At 62.6% G+C, this 16,213-nt stretch carries 15 protein-coding genes; 12 read left to right on the forward strand and 3 right to left on the reverse strand.

From position 1 onward, the window contains the following. Positions 1 to 76: 76 nt before the first annotated feature. Both gcvP and EKL15_RS00255 read left to right on the forward strand, forming a co-directional pair. Complete coding sequence (gcvP, locus tag EKL15_RS00250) at positions 77 to 2,956, forward strand: aminomethyl-transferring glycine dehydrogenase (RefSeq protein WP_100396845.1); 2,880 nt, start codon at positions 77 to 79, stop codon at positions 2,954 to 2,956. A gap of 108 nt (positions 2,957 to 3,064) precedes the next feature. Continuing rightward, positions 3,065 to 4,030, forward strand: a complete 966-nt coding sequence (locus EKL15_RS00255) for a zinc-binding alcohol dehydrogenase family protein (RefSeq protein ID WP_060441306.1) — start codon at positions 3,065 to 3,067, stop codon at positions 4,028 to 4,030. 10 nt (positions 4,031 to 4,040) lie between these two features. Here EKL15_RS00255 and EKL15_RS00260 read toward each other — a convergent pair whose 3' ends face one another. The 3 genes from EKL15_RS00260 to EKL15_RS00270 are packed head-to-tail and all read right to left on the reverse strand — an operon-like array spanning position 4,041 to position 6,650. Then, positions 4,041 to 4,571 carry a GNAT family N-acetyltransferase gene (locus EKL15_RS00260; RefSeq protein WP_100396844.1) on the reverse strand — a complete coding sequence of 177 codons (531 nt, stop codon included), beginning with the start codon at positions 4,569 to 4,571 and terminating at the stop codon, positions 4,041 to 4,043. 5 nt (positions 4,572 to 4,576) lie between these two features. Further along, a complete protein-coding gene (locus tag EKL15_RS00265; protein ID WP_100396843.1) occupies positions 4,577 to 5,986 on the reverse strand; it encodes an ATP-binding protein in 1,410 nt (469 codons plus the stop codon). Between the two features lie 4 nt (positions 5,987 to 5,990). Further along, a complete protein-coding gene (locus tag EKL15_RS00270) occupies positions 5,991 to 6,650 on the reverse strand; it encodes a response regulator (protein WP_187321685.1) in 660 nt (219 codons plus the stop codon). A gap of 189 nt (positions 6,651 to 6,839) precedes the next feature. On the opposite strand from EKL15_RS00270, the gene EKL15_RS00275 reads away from it, so the two are divergent. The 10 genes from EKL15_RS00275 to rbsK all read left to right on the forward strand — a co-directional run bounded on the left by EKL15_RS00275 (position 6,840) and on the right by rbsK (position 16,208). Beyond that, positions 6,840 to 7,073 (forward strand): hypothetical protein, encoded by a 234-nt coding sequence (locus EKL15_RS00275; protein WP_060422831.1) that lies wholly within the window; start codon positions 6,840 to 6,842, stop codon positions 7,071 to 7,073. Between the two features lie 95 nt (positions 7,074 to 7,168). Further along, positions 7,169 to 7,915, forward strand: a complete 747-nt coding sequence (locus tag EKL15_RS00280; RefSeq protein WP_203088651.1) for an SDR family oxidoreductase — start codon at positions 7,169 to 7,171, stop codon at positions 7,913 to 7,915. 354 nt (positions 7,916 to 8,269) lie between these two features. Then, positions 8,270 to 9,088 (forward strand): DeoR/GlpR family DNA-binding transcription regulator, encoded by an 819-nt coding sequence (locus EKL15_RS00285; protein ID WP_004931653.1) that lies wholly within the window; start codon positions 8,270 to 8,272, stop codon positions 9,086 to 9,088. Positions 9,089 to 9,136: 48 nt separating this feature from the next. Beyond that, a complete protein-coding gene (locus EKL15_RS00290; RefSeq protein ID WP_060422843.1) occupies positions 9,137 to 10,120 on the forward strand; it encodes a substrate-binding domain-containing protein in 984 nt (327 codons plus the stop codon). Positions 10,121 to 10,122: 2 nt separating this feature from the next. After that, the gene (locus EKL15_RS00295; RefSeq protein WP_197786559.1) at positions 10,123 to 11,640 is read left to right on the forward strand and encodes a sugar ABC transporter ATP-binding protein; all 1,518 of its coding nucleotides are present in this window, start codon (positions 10,123 to 10,125) and stop codon (positions 11,638 to 11,640) included. Then, positions 11,633 to 12,619, forward strand: a complete 987-nt coding sequence (locus EKL15_RS00300; protein ID WP_060441312.1) for an ABC transporter permease — start codon at positions 11,633 to 11,635, stop codon at positions 12,617 to 12,619. Before EKL15_RS00295 ends, EKL15_RS00300 begins: the two co-directional genes overlap by 8 nt. A gap of 10 nt (positions 12,620 to 12,629) precedes the next feature. Continuing rightward, a complete protein-coding gene (locus tag EKL15_RS00305; RefSeq protein WP_203088652.1) occupies positions 12,630 to 13,664 on the forward strand; it encodes an ABC transporter permease in 1,035 nt (344 codons plus the stop codon). Between the two features lie 30 nt (positions 13,665 to 13,694). Beyond that, positions 13,695 to 14,366 carry a D-allulose 6-phosphate 3-epimerase gene (gene alsE / locus EKL15_RS00310; RefSeq protein ID WP_100396839.1) on the forward strand — a complete coding sequence of 224 codons (672 nt, stop codon included), beginning with the start codon at positions 13,695 to 13,697 and terminating at the stop codon, positions 14,364 to 14,366. Between the two features lie 10 nt (positions 14,367 to 14,376). Then, positions 14,377 to 15,285, forward strand: coding sequence for an allose kinase (gene alsK, locus EKL15_RS00315; RefSeq protein ID WP_203088653.1), 909 nt, complete (start codon positions 14,377 to 14,379; stop codon positions 15,283 to 15,285). Beyond that, the gene (gene rbsK / locus EKL15_RS00320; RefSeq protein ID WP_038871218.1) at positions 15,282 to 16,208 is read left to right on the forward strand and encodes a ribokinase; all 927 of its coding nucleotides are present in this window, start codon (positions 15,282 to 15,284) and stop codon (positions 16,206 to 16,208) included. The genes alsK and rbsK overlap by 4 nt, the downstream gene beginning before the upstream one ends. Positions 16,209 to 16,213: the final 5 nt, after the last annotated feature.

The raw sequence follows: 16,213 nt of genomic DNA on the forward strand, positions 1-16,213 counted from the left end.
GGCCTTTTGGCCGGGGCGTTTTAGTTACCGCTCAAGCTATATCCCGTATCACGCAAGCATTCAGGAATTTGTAGCAATGACTCAGACACTCAGCCAACTCGAACACAGCGAAGCGTTCATTGAACGCCACATCGGCTCTTCTGCGGAACAACGCCAGGAGTTGCTGGCAGCGGTGGGCGCTCGCTCGCTCAGCGCGCTGATCCAACAGATCGTGCCGGCGGACATTCAGCTGCCGGGGCCGCCGCCGGTCGGCGACGCGGCGACCGAACACCAGGCGCTGGCTGAGCTGAAGGCGATCGCCTCGCAAAATCAGCGCTACAAATCCTATATCGGCATGGGCTACAGCGCCGTGCTGACGCCGCCGGTGATCCTGCGCAACATGCTGGAAAATCCGGGTTGGTACACCGCTTATACCCCTTATCAGCCGGAAGTGTCGCAGGGCCGCCTGGAAGCGCTACTGAACTTCCAGACCGTGACCCTCGATCTGACCGGCCTGGATCTGGCTTCCGCTTCGCTGCTGGATGAAGCCACCGCCGCCGCCGAAGCGATGGCCTTGGCCAAACGCGCCAGTAAGCTGAAAGACGCCAACCGCTTCTTCGTGGCTGACGACGTGCATCCACAGACGCTGGACGTGGTGCGCACCCGCGCCGAAACCTTCGGCTTCGACGTCATCGTCGATAAAGCGGAAAAAGTGCTGGAGCTGGACGGCGTGTTCGGCGTGCTGCTGCAACAGGTGGGCACCACCGGCGAGCTGCACGACTACAGCGCGCTGCTGGCCGAATTGAAATCGCGCAAAATCATCACCAGCGTGGCCGCCGACATCATGGCCCTGGTGCTGCTGACCGCGCCGGGCAAGCAGGGCGCCGACGTGGTGTTCGGCTCCGCGCAGCGCTTCGGCGTGCCGATGGGCTACGGCGGCCCGCACGCCGCCTTCTTCGCCTGCCGCGACGAGTTCAAGCGCTCGATGCCGGGCCGTATCATCGGCGTTTCCCGAGATGCCGCCGGCAACACCGCGCTGCGCATGGCGATGCAGACCCGCGAGCAGCATATCCGCCGCGAGAAGGCCAACTCGAATATCTGTACCTCGCAGGTGCTGCTGGCCAACATCGCCAGCCTGTACGCGGTGTACCACGGCCCACAGGGGCTGCAGCGCATCGCCGGGCGTATCCATCGCCTGACCGACATTCTGGCCGCCGGGCTGCAGAAGGCCGGCCTGACGCTGCGTCACAACACCTGGTTCGACACCCTGACCGTTGAAGTGAAAGACAAAGCGGCGGTGCTGGAACGCGCGCTGAGCTTCGGCATCAACCTGCGTACCGATATCCACGGCGCCGTGGGCATCACGCTGGACGAAGCCACCTCGCGGGAAGACGTGCAGACGCTGTTCGCACTGCTGGCCGGCGACAACCACGGCCTGGACATCGACACGCTGGACGCGGCGGTGAGCAAGAGCAGCCAATCGATCCCGGCCGCCATGCTGCGTCAGGATCCGATCCTGACCCATCCGGTATTCAATCGCTATCACAGCGAAACCGAGATGATGCGTTACATGCACCGTCTGGAACGTAAGGATCTGGCGCTGAACCAGGCGATGATCCCGCTGGGTTCTTGCACCATGAAATTGAACGCTGCGGCGGAGATGATCCCGATCACCTGGCCTGAATTCTCCGAGCTGCATCCGTTCTGCCCGCCGGAGCAGGCTGCCGGCTACCAGCAGATGATCGGCCAACTGTCTCAGTGGCTGGTACAGCTGACCGGCTATGACGCGGTGTGCATGCAGCCGAACTCCGGCGCGCAGGGCGAATACGCCGGCCTGCTGGCGATCCGTCGCTACCACGAAAGCCGTAACGAAGCGGGCCGCCACGTCTGCCTGATCCCGAGCTCGGCACACGGCACCAACCCGGCCTCTGCCCAAATGGCGGGCATGAGCGTGGTGGTGGTCGCCTGCGACAAGAACGGCAACATCGATCTGCACGATCTGCGCGTCAAGGCAGAGCAGGCGGGCGAAGAACTCTCTTGCATCATGGTGACCTACCCGTCGACCCACGGCGTGTATGAAGAAACCATCCGCGAAGTGTGCCAGATCGTGCATCAGTTCGGCGGTCAGGTGTATCTGGACGGCGCCAACATGAACGCCCAGGTGGGTATCACCACGCCAGGCTACATCGGCGCGGACGTTTCGCACCTCAACCTGCATAAAACCTTCTGCATCCCACACGGCGGCGGCGGTCCGGGCATGGGCCCGATCGGTGTGAAAGCGCACCTGGCGCCGTTCGTGCCGGGCCACAGCGTTGTGCAGATCGACGGCGTAACCACCCAGCAGGGTGCGGTTTCCGCAGCGCCGTTCGGCAGCGCCTCCATCCTGCCTATCAGCTGGATGTACATCCGCATGATGGGCGCGGAAGGCCTGAAGCAGGCCAGCCAGATGGCTATCCTGAACGCCAACTACATCGCTACCCGCCTGAAAGGCGCATACCCGATTCTGTATACCGGCCGCGATCACCGCGTGGCGCACGAATGTATCCTCGATATTCGCCCGCTGAAGGAAGAGACCGGCATCAGCGAAATGGACATCGCCAAGCGCCTGATCGACTTCGGCTTCCACGCGCCGACCATGTCGTTCCCGGTGGCGGGCACGCTGATGGTCGAGCCGACCGAGTCGGAAAGCAAGGTGGAACTGGATCGCTTTATCGATGCGATGCTGGCGATCCGCAGCGAGATCGATCGCGTCGCCAAAGGCGAATGGCCGCTGGAAGATAACCCGCTGGTGAATGCGCCGCACGTGCAGGCGGAGCTGGTCAGCGACTGGCAGCACCCGTACAGCCGCGAGCTGGCGGTGTTCCCGGTGGCCGGCGTGCGCGAGAACAAGTACTGGCCGAGCGTTAAGCGTTTGGACGACGTCTACGGCGACCGTAACCTGTTCTGTTCTTGCGTGCCGATGAGCGATTACGAATAACACGTTCGGCAAAGTTTGTGTTCGGGGGACACCGCATCATGCGGTGTCCCTTTTTATTTTATTGCGGCCTATTCTTTTCTGTACGTTCCCACGATTTGAGGAGTCACCATGCAAGCGGCAATCGTAACAGCGCTGGGGCAAGCCCCGGTTTTCGGCACCTTTGAGGAGCCCCAGGCGCAGGCGAATGAAGTGCCGATCGAGGTTCTGGCGGCCGGCATCAAACAGCTGGATCGCGCTACCGTCGCCGGCACCCATTACTCCAGCCCCAAGCAGCTGCCGATCGTGCCCGGCACCGACGGCGTGGGCCGGACGGCCGACGGGCAACGGGTCTATTTCGCCTCCTTCCGCCGTCCTTACGGCGCGATGGCTGAGCGCAGCGTCGCGTCATGGACGGTGCCGGTGCCGGAGGCGGTAGACGACGCCACGGCGGCGGCGCTGATCAATCCGGCCTTCGCCGCCTGGCTGCCGCTGCGCTGGCGAGCGGATCTGCAGCCCGGTGAAACGGTGCTGATCATCGGCGCTACCGGCACCTCGGGCAAACTGGCGGTTGCGGCGGCGCGTCAGGCGGGAGCCGGGCGCATCGTTGCCGCCGGCCGTCGGCTGAGCGTGTTGGAGGCGTTGGGCGTGGATGCCACGGTGGATCTGAGCCTGCAGGGCGAGGCGCTGACGCAGGCCTTCGCGGCGGCGGCGGGGCCGGGCGGTTATCAGGTGATCGTCGATTATATCTGGGGCCCGGCGACCGAAGCGCTGCTCGCGACGCTCAATAATCACGATCTCTCGTCTTACGCCGGCGGGCGCGGTATTCGCCTGGTCAACGTCGGCTCGATGGCCGCGCCGGACATCCGGCTGCCGGCGGCGGTATTGCGCAGCAATCAGCTGCAGATCCTCGGCAGCGGCACCGGCAACTTCCCGCCGATTCCGGAGATGCAGCGCTACGCGACCGAAATTCTGGCGCTGGCGGCGACGGGCGCGCTCACTATCGAGACGCAGGAGCACGCGTTGGCGGAGATCGCCGAGGTGTGGGATCTGAACAAGAAAAGCGACGTGCGTTCGGTGATACGCATCGCCCGTTAGGCCCTTGCCGTTAACGGCAAGGGCAGACCAGGTGAATATCCTCCGGCTCGCGGGCGAACAGCTCGGCATCCGGGCGCTCGATGAGCCGGCAGCCCTGCGCCAGATAGAAGTCTACGGTGCTTTTGTTAGGGATGGAGGAGACGTATAGCCCGGCGGCGCCTTCCTGTGCCGCCTGACGCAGGCAGAGTTGAAACAGCTGCTTGCCCAGCCCCAGGCCGCGTTGGTGCGCGCTGACGTAAAAGAACAACAGCTGGCGCAGATCCCGCTGCGGGCCGCGCGGCTCGGTGTCCAGCGCCGCCGCCGCGACGATCTCCTCGCCTTCGAACCGCGCGAAGAACGCGCCGCCGCGATCGAAGCAGGCTTCGTGGATTGGCGTATAGGTTTCCCGGTCGTGCGGATCCCAGCCGCGCACGTCGTAGTAGTCCGGGTAGGCTTGCAGCTTGCCGTCCTGCAGGCGATACAGGGTGTCGATGATTTCACTGCGGTCGATATCCCATAGGCGGTCGAGTTGCTGCCGTTGCAGCAGAACAGGGGCGCTCATGATCGTTATTCACTCTCAGTCTGTGGCCGGTAACTTTCCGGCAAATCGATAATAAAACCGATGCCGCGATCGTCGAGGCCTTCGGTGACGCGCAGCTGCGCGCCGATTTTGTCGGCCAGGTTCCGGGCGATGGCCAATCCCAGCCCGCTGCCGGTTTGCTGCGTGCCGGGCACGCGGTAAAAGCGTTCAAACAGGCGCGGAAGGTGCTCTTCGCTCACTCCGGGGCCGTTGTCGCGCAACGTAATATAGCAGCCGAGCGGTGCCAGCGAACGGATATTGGCTTCGATGCGGCTACCGGGCGGCGCGTACTTGAGCGCGTTGTCCAGCAGATTGGTGAAGATGGCGATCAGCGCATGGCGATCGGTGTTTATCACCACGTCCTCGCTGCCGTCGAGCGAGAGTTCCACATCCTTTTCCAGCGCATAGGGGACGTGCTGCGCGATGCATTTGCCAATGTCGGCGTAGATGTCCACCACCTCGATTTTCAGCGGAAAATCCTCCGCCTCCAGCTTGGCCAGGTTGATCAGCTGGCGCGACAGCGACGCCGCGCGATCCAGCCCCTGCTGCATGTCGCCGATGATCTCCCGGCGCTCCTGTTGCTCCGAGACCTGGGTCAGCAGATGCAGCTGCGCCAGCACGGCGGCGATCGGCGTGCGCAGTTCGTGTGCCGCATCGGCCATAAAGCGTTTTTCGCGCTGGTTGGCGGCGTCGATGCGCGCCATCAGCTTGTTGACCTCCACCACCACCGGCCGGATTTCCTGATACTGCTCGCTGACGTTGATCGGCGACAGGTTACCCGGCTGGCGATCGGAGATGGTGCGGGCGATCTGGCGCAGCGGTCGCAGGCTGAAGTAGGCGGTAAACAGCAGGGTGATGATGATCGCCGCCAGAATGCCCAGCAGCGGCATGGCGGTGCTTTCCGCCGGGTTACCGAACAGCGTGGTGCGATCGTTGAACGACTCGCCGACGATCACCCGGTATTGACGCTTTTCGCTCCAGCTGCCGGCAAGATGCCAGTTGGCGCCGGCGTACTTAACGGAGCCGGACAGCACCGAAGGCGGCAGGCGCAGCGGTTCTCCCTGCGTTTGCGAACTGTAAAGCACCCGGTTGTCCCGATCGTAAACCACGAACAGCGGGTGGTAATCGATTTGATCCTGCATGCCGTTATTGATGGAATCAATGTACATGCCTTCAATGGTCTTGATGATGCCGCGGTAATCGATATTGTCGGTGCCGGTTTCATCGAGAATATTGGCGATACCCACGGCGACAATGCGTTGCTGGTTATCGAAATATTTTTCCATGTCGGGGTAATACCAATATTTCACCCAGGCGACGAGGATCCCCCACAATAATAAAATGGCCAGGACCTGGAAAATAATGGTGCGCATAAAGAAGGATTTGAAACCGATCATCCTGCTACTCTTTCTTCAGCAAATAACCAATGCCGCGTACGGTAATAATTCTTTCTTTACCGATCTTGCGCCGTAAATTATGCATGTGCACTTCCAGCGAGTTGCTTTCCACGCTGTCGCCGTGGCCGAACAGCCGCTGTTCCAACACCGCTTTGCGCACCACGGTGCCGGCACAGCGCATCAGCTCGTGCAGCAGGTGATACTCTTTTTTCGACAGCATCAGCAGTGCGTTATCCAGCGTCACCTGATGGTTGACCGGGTCGAGATACAGCGTGCCGAGGCTCCAGGTTTGCGAAGCGAAGCCCGCCATGCGTCGGTTGACCGCCTTGACGCGTGAGATGAGCTCGGGCAGCGCAAAGGGTTTGGCCAGAAAGTCGTCCGCGCCGGAATCCAGGCTGTTCACCAGGCTTTCGATGCGGTCGCGGGCGGTCAGGATGATGATGGGGATATTTTGCCCGGCGGCGCGCCAGGCGATTAGCTTTTGCAAACCGTCGCCGTCCGGCAGCGTAAGATCCAACAGCATCAGGTCGAACCCGCCGGGTGAAAGTTTATTTTCCGCGTCCGCGAGCAGGCGCACCCAGCACAAATTAAAGCCGGTGAGCTCCAATGCGCGGCACAGCGCCTTGCCTAATTGCAGGTCGTCTTCCACCAACAGTATGTTCACGTTTGTTCCGCTGAGATCTTCAAGTCGCGATTATCTAACTATAACCCTGCCGGGAAGACAACGGGGAAACTCGCTTTGCCTGCGCGTTCTTAAGCAAACCTTAATCTGGCTTTAATCTCGCGTTAAGGGAACGCGGTGGAATTTCAGTTATTTTGCTGCCATTCGATACCACAACAGAAGGAGCGAAACATGCAGACTGACGGTTCCCCGCTCGCGGGCACCTCGCGGCGGCTGATATATGCAGGCGTGGCGGCCGTGCTCGTTCTGTTGATGCTGTCTTTTCGCGGCGACGCCCAGAGCCATGGCCATAGCGGCCTGCATGCTGCCGGCTTACAACGGGGGCATCAGGTGACGACGCCGGACGCCTACGGCTGCGTCAAAGCGCGCATTAAAAAGCAGCTGCGCCGCCTGGCTCAGCTTTAAAGCGTTTTTTAGCGCGCGGCTCTATACTCTGACGGGCAAACGGGGCGCCTGTGCACAGGCCGCTGTGTTGATATCGCCAACCAGAGAAAAACAATATGACGAAAGTGGCATTGGTCACAGGCGCGAGCCGGGGAATTGGTCGTGCGACCGCTTTGCTGCTGGCCCGGCAGAGCTATGCGGTGGGGGTGAATTACCTGCGCGACGAAAGCGCGGCGCGGCAGGTGGTGGCGCAGATTGAGGCGCAGGGCGGCAAGGCGCTGGCGCTGCAGGCCGACGTGGCCGATGAAGCACAGGTGATGGCGATGTTCGCTGCGCTGGACGCCGGGCTGGGCACGCTCAGCGCGCTGGTCAACAATGCCGGGATTCTGTTCCAGCAGGCGAACATTGAAAAATTGACCGCCGAGCGCATCAATCAGGTGCTCGGCACCAACGTGACCGGTTACTTCCTGTGTTGCCGCGAGGCGGTGAAGCGCATGGCGCTGCGCCATGGCGGGCAGGGAGGCGCTATCGTCAACGTTTCCTCCGCGGCGTCCCGGTTGGGGGCGGCCGGGGAATACGTCGATTACGCCGCCTCGAAAGGCGCCGTCGATACCCTGACCATCGGGTTATCACGCGAGGTGGCGGCGCAGGGCATCCGCGTCAACGGCGTGCGGCCCGGATTCATCTATACCGAGATGCACGCCAGCGGCGGCGAGCCCGGCCGGGTGGATCGCGTGAAGGACAGTTTGCCGATGCAGCGCGGTGGGCAGCCACAGGAAGTGGCGGAGGCGATCGCCTGGCTGCTGTCTGACGCCGCGTCTTACGTGACCGGCACCTTTATCGAGGCCGCCGGCGGGCGTTGAACGCATGAGGGGGTTTTGACATCCCGTCGTGCGGAGTGTATTGCCTACCAGCATTAGCTGCCGCTCGGCAGCGTTCGGTCAAAACCACAAAAACGGTCATTAACGGTCATGTTGCGGAACGTGGAATTGTGACCGTTTACCGTTTCTCTCCTGTCTGTCTCAGACGCACACGCATCATAACTGCCTGTTACTCCACACTTTCGTAATTATTCATTTCATTTCCTTCCCGATTTTTTTGACAACTATCACACCGCCATCGTTGACCGATCGCGGGGCGATGCGCTTTGCGTCTGCGCGCAAAACGCGGCGCGGCAAATCGATATCGTAATCATCGTCCTGGAGGAGAAAAGAAACATGCTGCCTGTAGAACGTCATCGCTTTATCACCGAAGTCTTGAGCCAGCGCGGCCGCGTGATGGTGCAGGAGGTGGCGCAGCTGTGCCATATCTCTATCGAGACGGCGCGGCGTGATTTGGCCTTGCTGGAACGGCGCGGCCTGCTGCTGCGCAGCCACGGCGGCGCGGTGTTCGTCGAGCCGCCGGCGGTGGAGAAAACCTATGTGCCCGCCGAGATAGACCAGGGGGAATCTTTCCGTCAGCGCAGCAACGAGGCGCCGGAGCAGAAAACGCGCATCGCCAAACGCGCGCTGGAATTTATCGCGCCAGGGGATTGTCTGCTGCTGGACAGCAGCTCCACCAGCTGGTTTTTGGCGCGCCAACTGCCGGATATCTCGCTGGTGGTATTGACCAACTCGCTGCACATCATCCAGACGCTGGCCTGCAAGGCCAACGTGCGCACCATCGGACTGGGGGGCGAGTATTCCGCCAAGTACGAGGATTTTATCGGCGTGCTGGCGGAACAGATGTTGAAGGAGTTTGTGATCAACAAGCTGTTCTTCTCCTGCCACGGCATCTGTCAGGACGGCGGCATCCGCGAGAGCAACGAGCACCATGCGCGGTTGAAGCAGCAGATGCTGCTGGCGTCGGAGCGCAAGTTCCTGCTGGTGGACAGCAACAAGTTCGGCCGCCGCTCGTTCGCGCGCATCTGCCACTACCGGGAGATAGATACCTTAATCACCGATCGGCTCAGCGACGACGAATTTCGTCAGGAACTGGCCTGGAACAACGTCGACGTGATTGAAGTTTCACCCGCCGCGAAAAGGGCGGCGCGATAACAACAACGAAAACCCTTTATTACAGCCAACACTTGTGGAGAGAGAACAATGAAAAAATCCGTACTGGTCGGTCTGTTTGCCTCGCTGCTGCTTTCGGTCTCCGCGCAGGCGGCGGACAAGCTGAAAATGGGCGTGGTGGTGAAGATCGGCGGCATTCCCTGGTTCAACGCCATGGAGGCCGGCATCAAAAGCGAGGGCGCCAAACGCGGCATCGATGCCTGGATGGTCGGGCCGACGGCGGCGGATCCGGCGCTGCAGGTGCGCGCCATCGAAGATCTGATCGCGCAGAAGGTGGACATCATCGGCGTGGTGCCGAACGACGCCCGGGTGCTGGAGCCGGTGCTCAAGCGCGCGCAGGAAGCGGGCATCAAGGTGATCGTGCACGAATCCCCCGGCCAAAAGTACGCCGACTGGGACTTTGAACTGGTGGACGCCTCGCAGCACGGCGTCAACCACATGAAAGCGCTGGCCGCCTGCATGAAAGAGCAGGGCAAGTACGCGGTGTACGTCGGCAGCCTGACGGTGCCGCTGCACATCACCTGGTCAGACTCGGCGATCAACTACCAGAAGCAGCACTACCCGAACATGCAGCTGGTGGGCGACAAGTTCGGCGTGGGCGAATCGCTGGATGACAGCGTGCGCACCACCAACGATCTGATGGCCAAATATCCCGATCTGAAAGGCGTGCTGGCCTTTGGTTCACAGGGGCCGATCGGCGCCGGGCGCGCGGTGCTCAACCGCGGCAAAAGCAACGATATCTGCGTCATCGGGCCGTTCAGCCCGGGCCAGGGCGCTTCGCTGGTCAACCGTGGCGCCATCAAGGGTGGCTATATCTGGAATCCGCTGGTGGCGGGCGAAGTGTTCGTGCGCATCGCCGACATGATGCATAAGGGAGAAAAAATCACCGACGGCATGACCATCGAAGGCATGGGCAAGGTGCAGGTGGATGCGCAGCAGCACACCATTCTCGGCAACGCCACCGAAAGCCTGGATAAGCAAAACCTGCCGAAGCTGGTGAAGATGGGGCTGTAATCATGGCGATTTCCGGTAATACGGCAACGCAGGGCGCGCCGCTGATCGCGCTGCAGCAGCTGTCGATGACCTTTGGCGGCCAGCGTGCGCTGAACGCTATCTCGCTGGCGCTGATGCCGGGGGAAGTGCACTGCCTGGCGGGTACCAACGGCTGCGGCAAGAGTACGTTGATCAAGGCGATCGCCGGCGTGTATCAACCGGACGACGGCAGCCGCATCACCATCGACGGGCAAACCTTCGGTCGGCTGTCGCCGGATCAGGCGCGCGCCTTCGGCATTCAGGTGATCTACCAGGATCTGTCGCTGTTTCCCAACCTGACGGTGGCGGAAAACATCGCCTTCGAGCACAACCTGCATGGGCTGCTGGGATGGTTCCGCCCGGCCCGGCTGCGGCGCACCGCCGAGCGGCTGTTGCAGGAGCTGAGTTTCCATCTGGATCTCGACAAACGGGTGGCGGAGCTGCCGATCGCCCAGCGCCAGCAGGTGGCGATCTGCCGCGCGCTGGTGGCGGAGGCGCGGCTGGTGATCATGGATGAACCGACCGCCTCGCTGACCCGCACCGAGGTCAATCAGCTGCTGCGCACGGTGGATTACCTGAAAGCGAAAGGCATCTGCGTGGTGTTCGTCAGCCACCGGCTGGACGAGGTGCTGGAAATTTCGGATCGCGTCACGGTGATCCGCGACGGCAACAAGATCGGCACCTGGCCGGCGGCGGAGATCACCGGCGATCGTCTGACCGAGTTGATGACCGGTCTGAAGCTGGACTATCGCCTGAAGTCACCGAGCATGAATAAGGATCGGGTGATGTTGGAGGCGGATCGCCTCAGCCGCACCGGGCAGTATAAGGACGTGAGCTTCCGGCTGCATCAGGGCGAGGTGCTCGGTCTATGCGGCCTGCTCGGCTCCGGGCGCACCGAGCTGGCGCTGAGCCTGTTCGGCATGACCCGGCCGGACAGCGGCAAGCTCTACCTCGACAGCAAACCGGTGCGCTTTCGCGGCCATGAGGACGCGATCAAGGCCGGTATCGGCTACGTCTCGGAGGATCGCCTGACGCTCGGCCTGGTGCAGCAACAGTCGGTGGCGGACAACGCGGTGCTGACCATTCTCGATAAGCTGCGTGGGCGTTTTCGCCTGATTGACGACTACCGCAAGAATCGCATCGTCGCGGAGTGGATCGCCAAACTTGGCGTGCGGGTGGCGGATCCGGAGCAGGCGGTTTCGACGCTGTCCGGCGGCAATCAGCAAAAGATCGTGTTGGCCAAGTGGGTGCTGACCCAGCCGCGGATCTTGATCCTCGACTCGCCGACCGTCGGCGTCGACGTTGGCGCCAAGGCCAGCATCTATCAACTGATCCATCTGCTGGCGCAGGAGGGGATCGCCATTTTACTGATCTCCGACGAGGTGCCGGAGGTGTATTACAACTGCGATCGGGTGCTGCACTTCAGCGGCGGCAGCGTGATCGGCGAATACCTGCCGGGGCAGGTGAGCCAGCAACAGCTGGCGGAGGCGGTCAATGCGTAGATTCAGCCTGAAACCGCGCGGCAACGAAGGCTACCTGGCCTGGGTACTGTTGCTGACGGTCATCGTTTTTTCGCTGCTCAGCGATCGGTTTTTGACGGTGCAAAACCTGCTCGATCTCAGCGAAAGCTATGCGGTGAGCGGCATTTTCGCCCTCGGCCTGTTCGTGGTGCTGGTGACCGGCGGTATCGATATCTCCTTCGCGGCGGTGGCCTCGGTGGTGCAGTACCTGATCGCCACGCTGGCGACCCACTACGGGCTGGCCAGCCCGGTGGGCAGCATTCTGCTGGCGTTGGCGATCGGCGCCGCGCTGGGCATGGTCAACGCGCTGTTGATCTACTGCCTGCGCATCGTCTCGATCATCGTCACCATCAGTATGCAGGCGTTGTTGTTCGGCATGCTGATGTGGCTGACCAACGGCCGCAGCCTGTACGCGCTGCCGGACTGGTGGACGCTGCCGCGCAGCGTGCTGCCGTTTCAGCTGGGTGAACAGAGCTATCAGCTCGGTTTGCCGACGCTGGTGATGCTAGCGGTGGCGCTGCTGACCTGGCTGCTGCTGAACAAGACGCACCTCGGGCGCCAGCTGTTTGCCGTCGGCGGCGATGCGGAGTCGGCGCGGCGCATCGGCATCCGCGTCGGCCTGCTGCACCTGTTCGCCTATGGCTATCTGGGCGTGATGGCGGCGATCGGCGGCCTGGTGCAGGTGTACCGCATGGGGGAGGTGGTGCCCAATGCGCTGGTGGGCGGTGAGCTCGATGTACTGGCGGCGGCGGTGCTGGGCGGCGCCAGCCTGAACGGCGGCAAGGGCAGCGTGATCGGCACGCTGATGGGCGTATTCCTGATCGGTGTGCTGAAAAACGGTCTCAACCTGATCGGCGTGTCCAGCTACTTCATGAACGTGGTGATCGGCCTGGTGATCGTCGCGGCGATTACCGTCACCCACTACAAGAAACGCAAAGAAACCGACGTCGGTTTCGCCTGAGGAGCGCCTGATGGGCAACTACCTGAAATTTCGTCCGGACGGCACCGCCGTCGGCCTGTTGGCGCTGCTGGTGGCGGTGGTGCTGGCCTTCAGCCTGCTGATGCCGGGGCGCTTCTTCAGCGGCGCCACCTTCACCAGCGTGGCGTTCCAGCTGCCGGAGCTGGGCCTGCTGACCCTGGCGATGTTCATCCCGATCCTCAGCGGCGGCCTGAACCTGTGCATTATCGCCAGCGCCAACTTGACTAGCCTGATGATGGCCTGGCTGTTCATCAGCTATCTGCCGCCGGACGCCGGGCTGGGGCTGCAGGCGCTGTGGCTGGTGTTGGCGCTGGCGGCGGCGATGCTGCTGGCCGTGATGATCGGCGCGGCGACCGGCGCGTTGGTGGCCTACGTCGGCGCGCATCCGATTCTGGTGACGCTGGCCACCATGACCACGGTCAACGGCATCGGTATCTATCTGACGCGCGGTGCGGCCCTGAGCGGCATGCCGGAGATCGTGCGGTTTATCGGCGCCGAGCGCGTGCTGGGCGTACCGGTACCGCTGTGGATCTTCCTGGCGGTTGCCGTGCTGCTGGCGCTGTTCTTGCAGAAAACCCGGCTCGGCAAATGCATCTACATGAGTGGCAGCAACATCAACGCCACCCACTTCAGCGGCGTGAATACCCATCGGGTGTTGATCGCCATTTACACCCTCTCCAGCCTGCTGTGCGTGATCGCCGGGCTGGTGATGATGGCGCGCTTCAACTCGGCGCGCATGGGCTACGGCGACTCTTATCTGCTGCTGACGGTGCTGGCGATCATTTTGGGCGGCACCGATCCGTTCGGCGGTTTTGGCCGGGTCAGCGGCGTGGTCCTGGCGCTGGTAGTGCTGCAGGTGATCGCCACCGGTTTGAACCTGATGAACGTCAGCCCGCATTTCAGCCTGGCGATGTGGGGCGCGGTGCTGATCGCAGTGCTGGCGCTGAAGTTTTTCCGCCATCGCTATCGGCAGTGGCGGGCGATGCGCCGCAGCGCGGCCCAGGCCAGAGCCGCAGCGGGCCACTGATCCTTTTCCCTTTTGCGCAGGATAACGCTAATGAAATACCAGATTTCACCTTCACTGATGTGCATGAGCCTGATGGATATCCGCCAGCAATTGGCGGTGCTGAACCGCCGCGCCGATATGCTGCATATCGACATCATGGACGGGCACTACGTGAAAAACATCACGCTGTCGCCGTTCTTTATCGAACAGATCCGCCCGCACACCTCGTTGCTGCTGGACGTGCATCTGATGGTGGAGAACCCGACCGATTTTATCGACCCGATCGCCCGTGCCGGCGCGGACTTTATCTGCCCGCACGCCGAAACCATCAACCGCGATGCGTTCCGGGTGATCAACCAGATCCGCGCGCTGGGTAAAAAAGTGGGGGTGGTGCTGAACCCGGCTACGCCGGTGGAGTTTATCCGCCACTACCTTCATCTGCTGGACAAGATCACCGTGATGACCGTCGATCCGGGCTATGCCGGGCAGCCGTTCATTCCCGAAATGCTGGAAAAGATCCGCCAGTTGCGCGATCTGAAACGCCAACAAAACCTGAGCTATCTGATCGAGATCGACGGATCCTGCAATCAGCGCACCTACCGCGATCTGATGGGCGCCGGCGCGGAAGTCTTGATCGTCGGCAGCTCCGGGCTGTTCAACCTCGATCCGGATCTGGAGACGGCATGGGAAAAAATGCTGGATCAGATGCGGCAGGCGGCCTGAGGCGGGGGACATGATGCGGCATTTTCTTGGCGTAGACGTCGGCGGCACCAATACCCGCCTGCTGTTGATGGATGATGACGGCGAGTTCAGCGGGTACCGCAAGATAGCGACCGCCGATTGGGCACGGCAGGCCGATCCGCTGGTGGCGTTGGGCCGCCTGATCGCCGGGCATTGCAAAGATCGTCAGGTGGCGCAGGTGATGCTCGGGCTGCCGGGGATCCTCAGCCGGGATCGCTCGCGGGTGCTGTCGCTGCCGTTCATTCCGGCGCTGGACGCCCAGCCGGTGGCGGCGCTGTTGGCCGATGCGCTGGCGCTGCCGGTGCGGATGGATAAAGACGTCAATCACCTGCTGTGGTGGGACTTGCAGCAGCTGCCGGCGCTGCCGCAGGTGGCGGTGGGGCTGTATCTGGGCACCGGCATGGGCAACAGCCTGTGGCTGAACGGCGACTTTTATCACGGGGCGCACGGCGCCGCCGGTGAGCTGGGGCACATTCCCTGGCCGGGCCATCAGGGTGAGTGCCCGTGCGGTAAACGGGGCTGCGTCGAGAGCCTGACCTCGGGCCACTGGCTGACCGGCTGGGCGCGCGCCAACACGGCGCAAACGCCGTTCGAACGGCTGTTCGAACGCCACGGCGAACATCCGGATCTGCGGCGCTTCGTCGAACGATTGGCGCAGACCATCGCCATCGAAATGAACGTGCTCGATCCCCAGCAGTTGATCCTGGGCGGCGGCGTGATCGCCATGAGCGGTTTCCCGTTGGCGCGCCTTGAGCAGGAGATCCGCCGCCATTTGCGCGGGCCGCAGCCGGCGCAGGGGCTGGCGATCTCCATCAGCCGCCTGACCGATGAAACCGGCAGCAAAGGCGCCTGCCTGGCCGCCCGGCGCCACCTCCAATTGAGCAGGGAGTACCCGCAATGAAAGGCAAAGTCTGCGTGTTCGGTTCGTTCAACCTGGATATCGTCGCCGGCATGGCGCGCTTTCCGCAGCCCGGCGAATCGCTGATCGCCCGCAACAGCATGATGGGCGCGGGCGGTAAGGGGGCCAACCAGGCCACCGCTGCGCTGCGCGCTGGGGCAAGGGTGCATTATATCGGCAAGGTGGGGCGCGATGACTTCGGCACCTTCGCCCGGCGCCACCTCGCCGCCGCTGGTTTCGATGCGGTGACGCTGTTCTCGACCGGCGATTGCCCGACCGGCAATGCGCTTATCTACGTTGCCGGTGAGGAGGCGGAGAACATGATCGCCGTCGATCCCGGCGCCAACCTGACGGTCAGCGAAGACGAGGTGCGCCAGTGTCGGCCGGCGATCGCCGCGGCGGACATTCTGTTGACCCAGCTGGAGAACAATCTGCCGGCGATTGAGCAGGTGATCGCCATCGCCCGTGAGGCGCAGACGTTCATCATTCTCAACCCGGCGCCGTTTCAGCCGGTGCCGGACAGCCTGCTGGCACAGGTCGATATGCTGACGCCCAACGCCACCGAGTGTACGTTGCTGACCGGCGTGCCGGTGCGGGATGTGGCTTCGGCGCGCCAGGCGGCGCAGGTGCTGCATGCCAAAGGCATTCGCTTACTGATCGTGACCTTGGGCACGCAGGGGGCGTTGTTCTCGGACGGGGAAAACAGCGAGCTGATCCCGGCGTTTCCAGCGCAGCCGAAAGACACCACCGGCGCGGGCGATGCGTTTAACGGCGCCCTGGCGGCGCAGCTGGCGAATCAGGTGCCGTTAGCCGATGCGGTGCGCTTTGCCGCCGCCTACGCGGCGGTCTGCGTGGAGCGCGCCGGGGCGGCGGGGTCGATGCCGAGCTATGAGGAGGCATTGGAACGCCAACGGGCGTTCGCTTGACGTTG

It is taken from the genome of Serratia sp. 4542, from assembly GCF_016805595.1.
In the GTDB taxonomy this organism is placed as follows: Bacteria; Pseudomonadota; Gammaproteobacteria; order Enterobacterales; family Enterobacteriaceae; genus Serratia; species Serratia nevei.

What these genes read in the sequence shown, in the direction of transcription:
- EKL15_RS00305 (WP_203088652.1), top strand. Translation starts at nt 12,630, where the DNA reads ATGGGCAACTACCTGAAATTTCGTCCGGACGGCACCGCCGTCGGCCTG.
- alsK (WP_203088653.1), top strand. Translation starts at nt 14,377, where the DNA reads ATGATGCGGCATTTTCTTGGCGTAGACGTCGGCGGCACCAATACCCGC.
- alsE (WP_100396839.1), top strand. Translation starts at nt 13,695, where the DNA reads ATGAAATACCAGATTTCACCTTCACTGATGTGCATGAGCCTGATGGAT.
- EKL15_RS00290 (WP_060422843.1), top strand. Translation starts at nt 9,137, where the DNA reads ATGAAAAAATCCGTACTGGTCGGTCTGTTTGCCTCGCTGCTGCTTTCG.
- rbsK (WP_038871218.1), top strand. Translation starts at nt 15,282, where the DNA reads ATGAAAGGCAAAGTCTGCGTGTTCGGTTCGTTCAACCTGGATATCGTC.
- EKL15_RS00285 (WP_004931653.1), top strand. Translation starts at nt 8,270, where the DNA reads ATGCTGCCTGTAGAACGTCATCGCTTTATCACCGAAGTCTTGAGCCAG.
- EKL15_RS00260 (WP_100396844.1), bottom strand. Translation starts at nt 4,571, where the DNA reads ATGAGCGCCCCTGTTCTGCTGCAACGGCAGCAACTCGACCGCCTATGG.
- EKL15_RS00295 (WP_197786559.1), top strand. Translation starts at nt 10,123, where the DNA reads ATGGCGATTTCCGGTAATACGGCAACGCAGGGCGCGCCGCTGATCGCG.
- EKL15_RS00265 (WP_100396843.1), bottom strand. Translation starts at nt 5,986, where the DNA reads ATGATCGGTTTCAAATCCTTCTTTATGCGCACCATTATTTTCCAGGTC.
- EKL15_RS00300 (WP_060441312.1), top strand. Translation starts at nt 11,633, where the DNA reads ATGCGTAGATTCAGCCTGAAACCGCGCGGCAACGAAGGCTACCTGGCC.
- EKL15_RS00255 (WP_060441306.1), top strand. Translation starts at nt 3,065, where the DNA reads ATGCAAGCGGCAATCGTAACAGCGCTGGGGCAAGCCCCGGTTTTCGGC.
- EKL15_RS00275 (WP_060422831.1), top strand. Translation starts at nt 6,840, where the DNA reads ATGCAGACTGACGGTTCCCCGCTCGCGGGCACCTCGCGGCGGCTGATA.
- EKL15_RS00280 (WP_203088651.1), top strand. Translation starts at nt 7,169, where the DNA reads ATGACGAAAGTGGCATTGGTCACAGGCGCGAGCCGGGGAATTGGTCGT.
- gcvP (WP_100396845.1), top strand. Translation starts at nt 77, where the DNA reads ATGACTCAGACACTCAGCCAACTCGAACACAGCGAAGCGTTCATTGAA.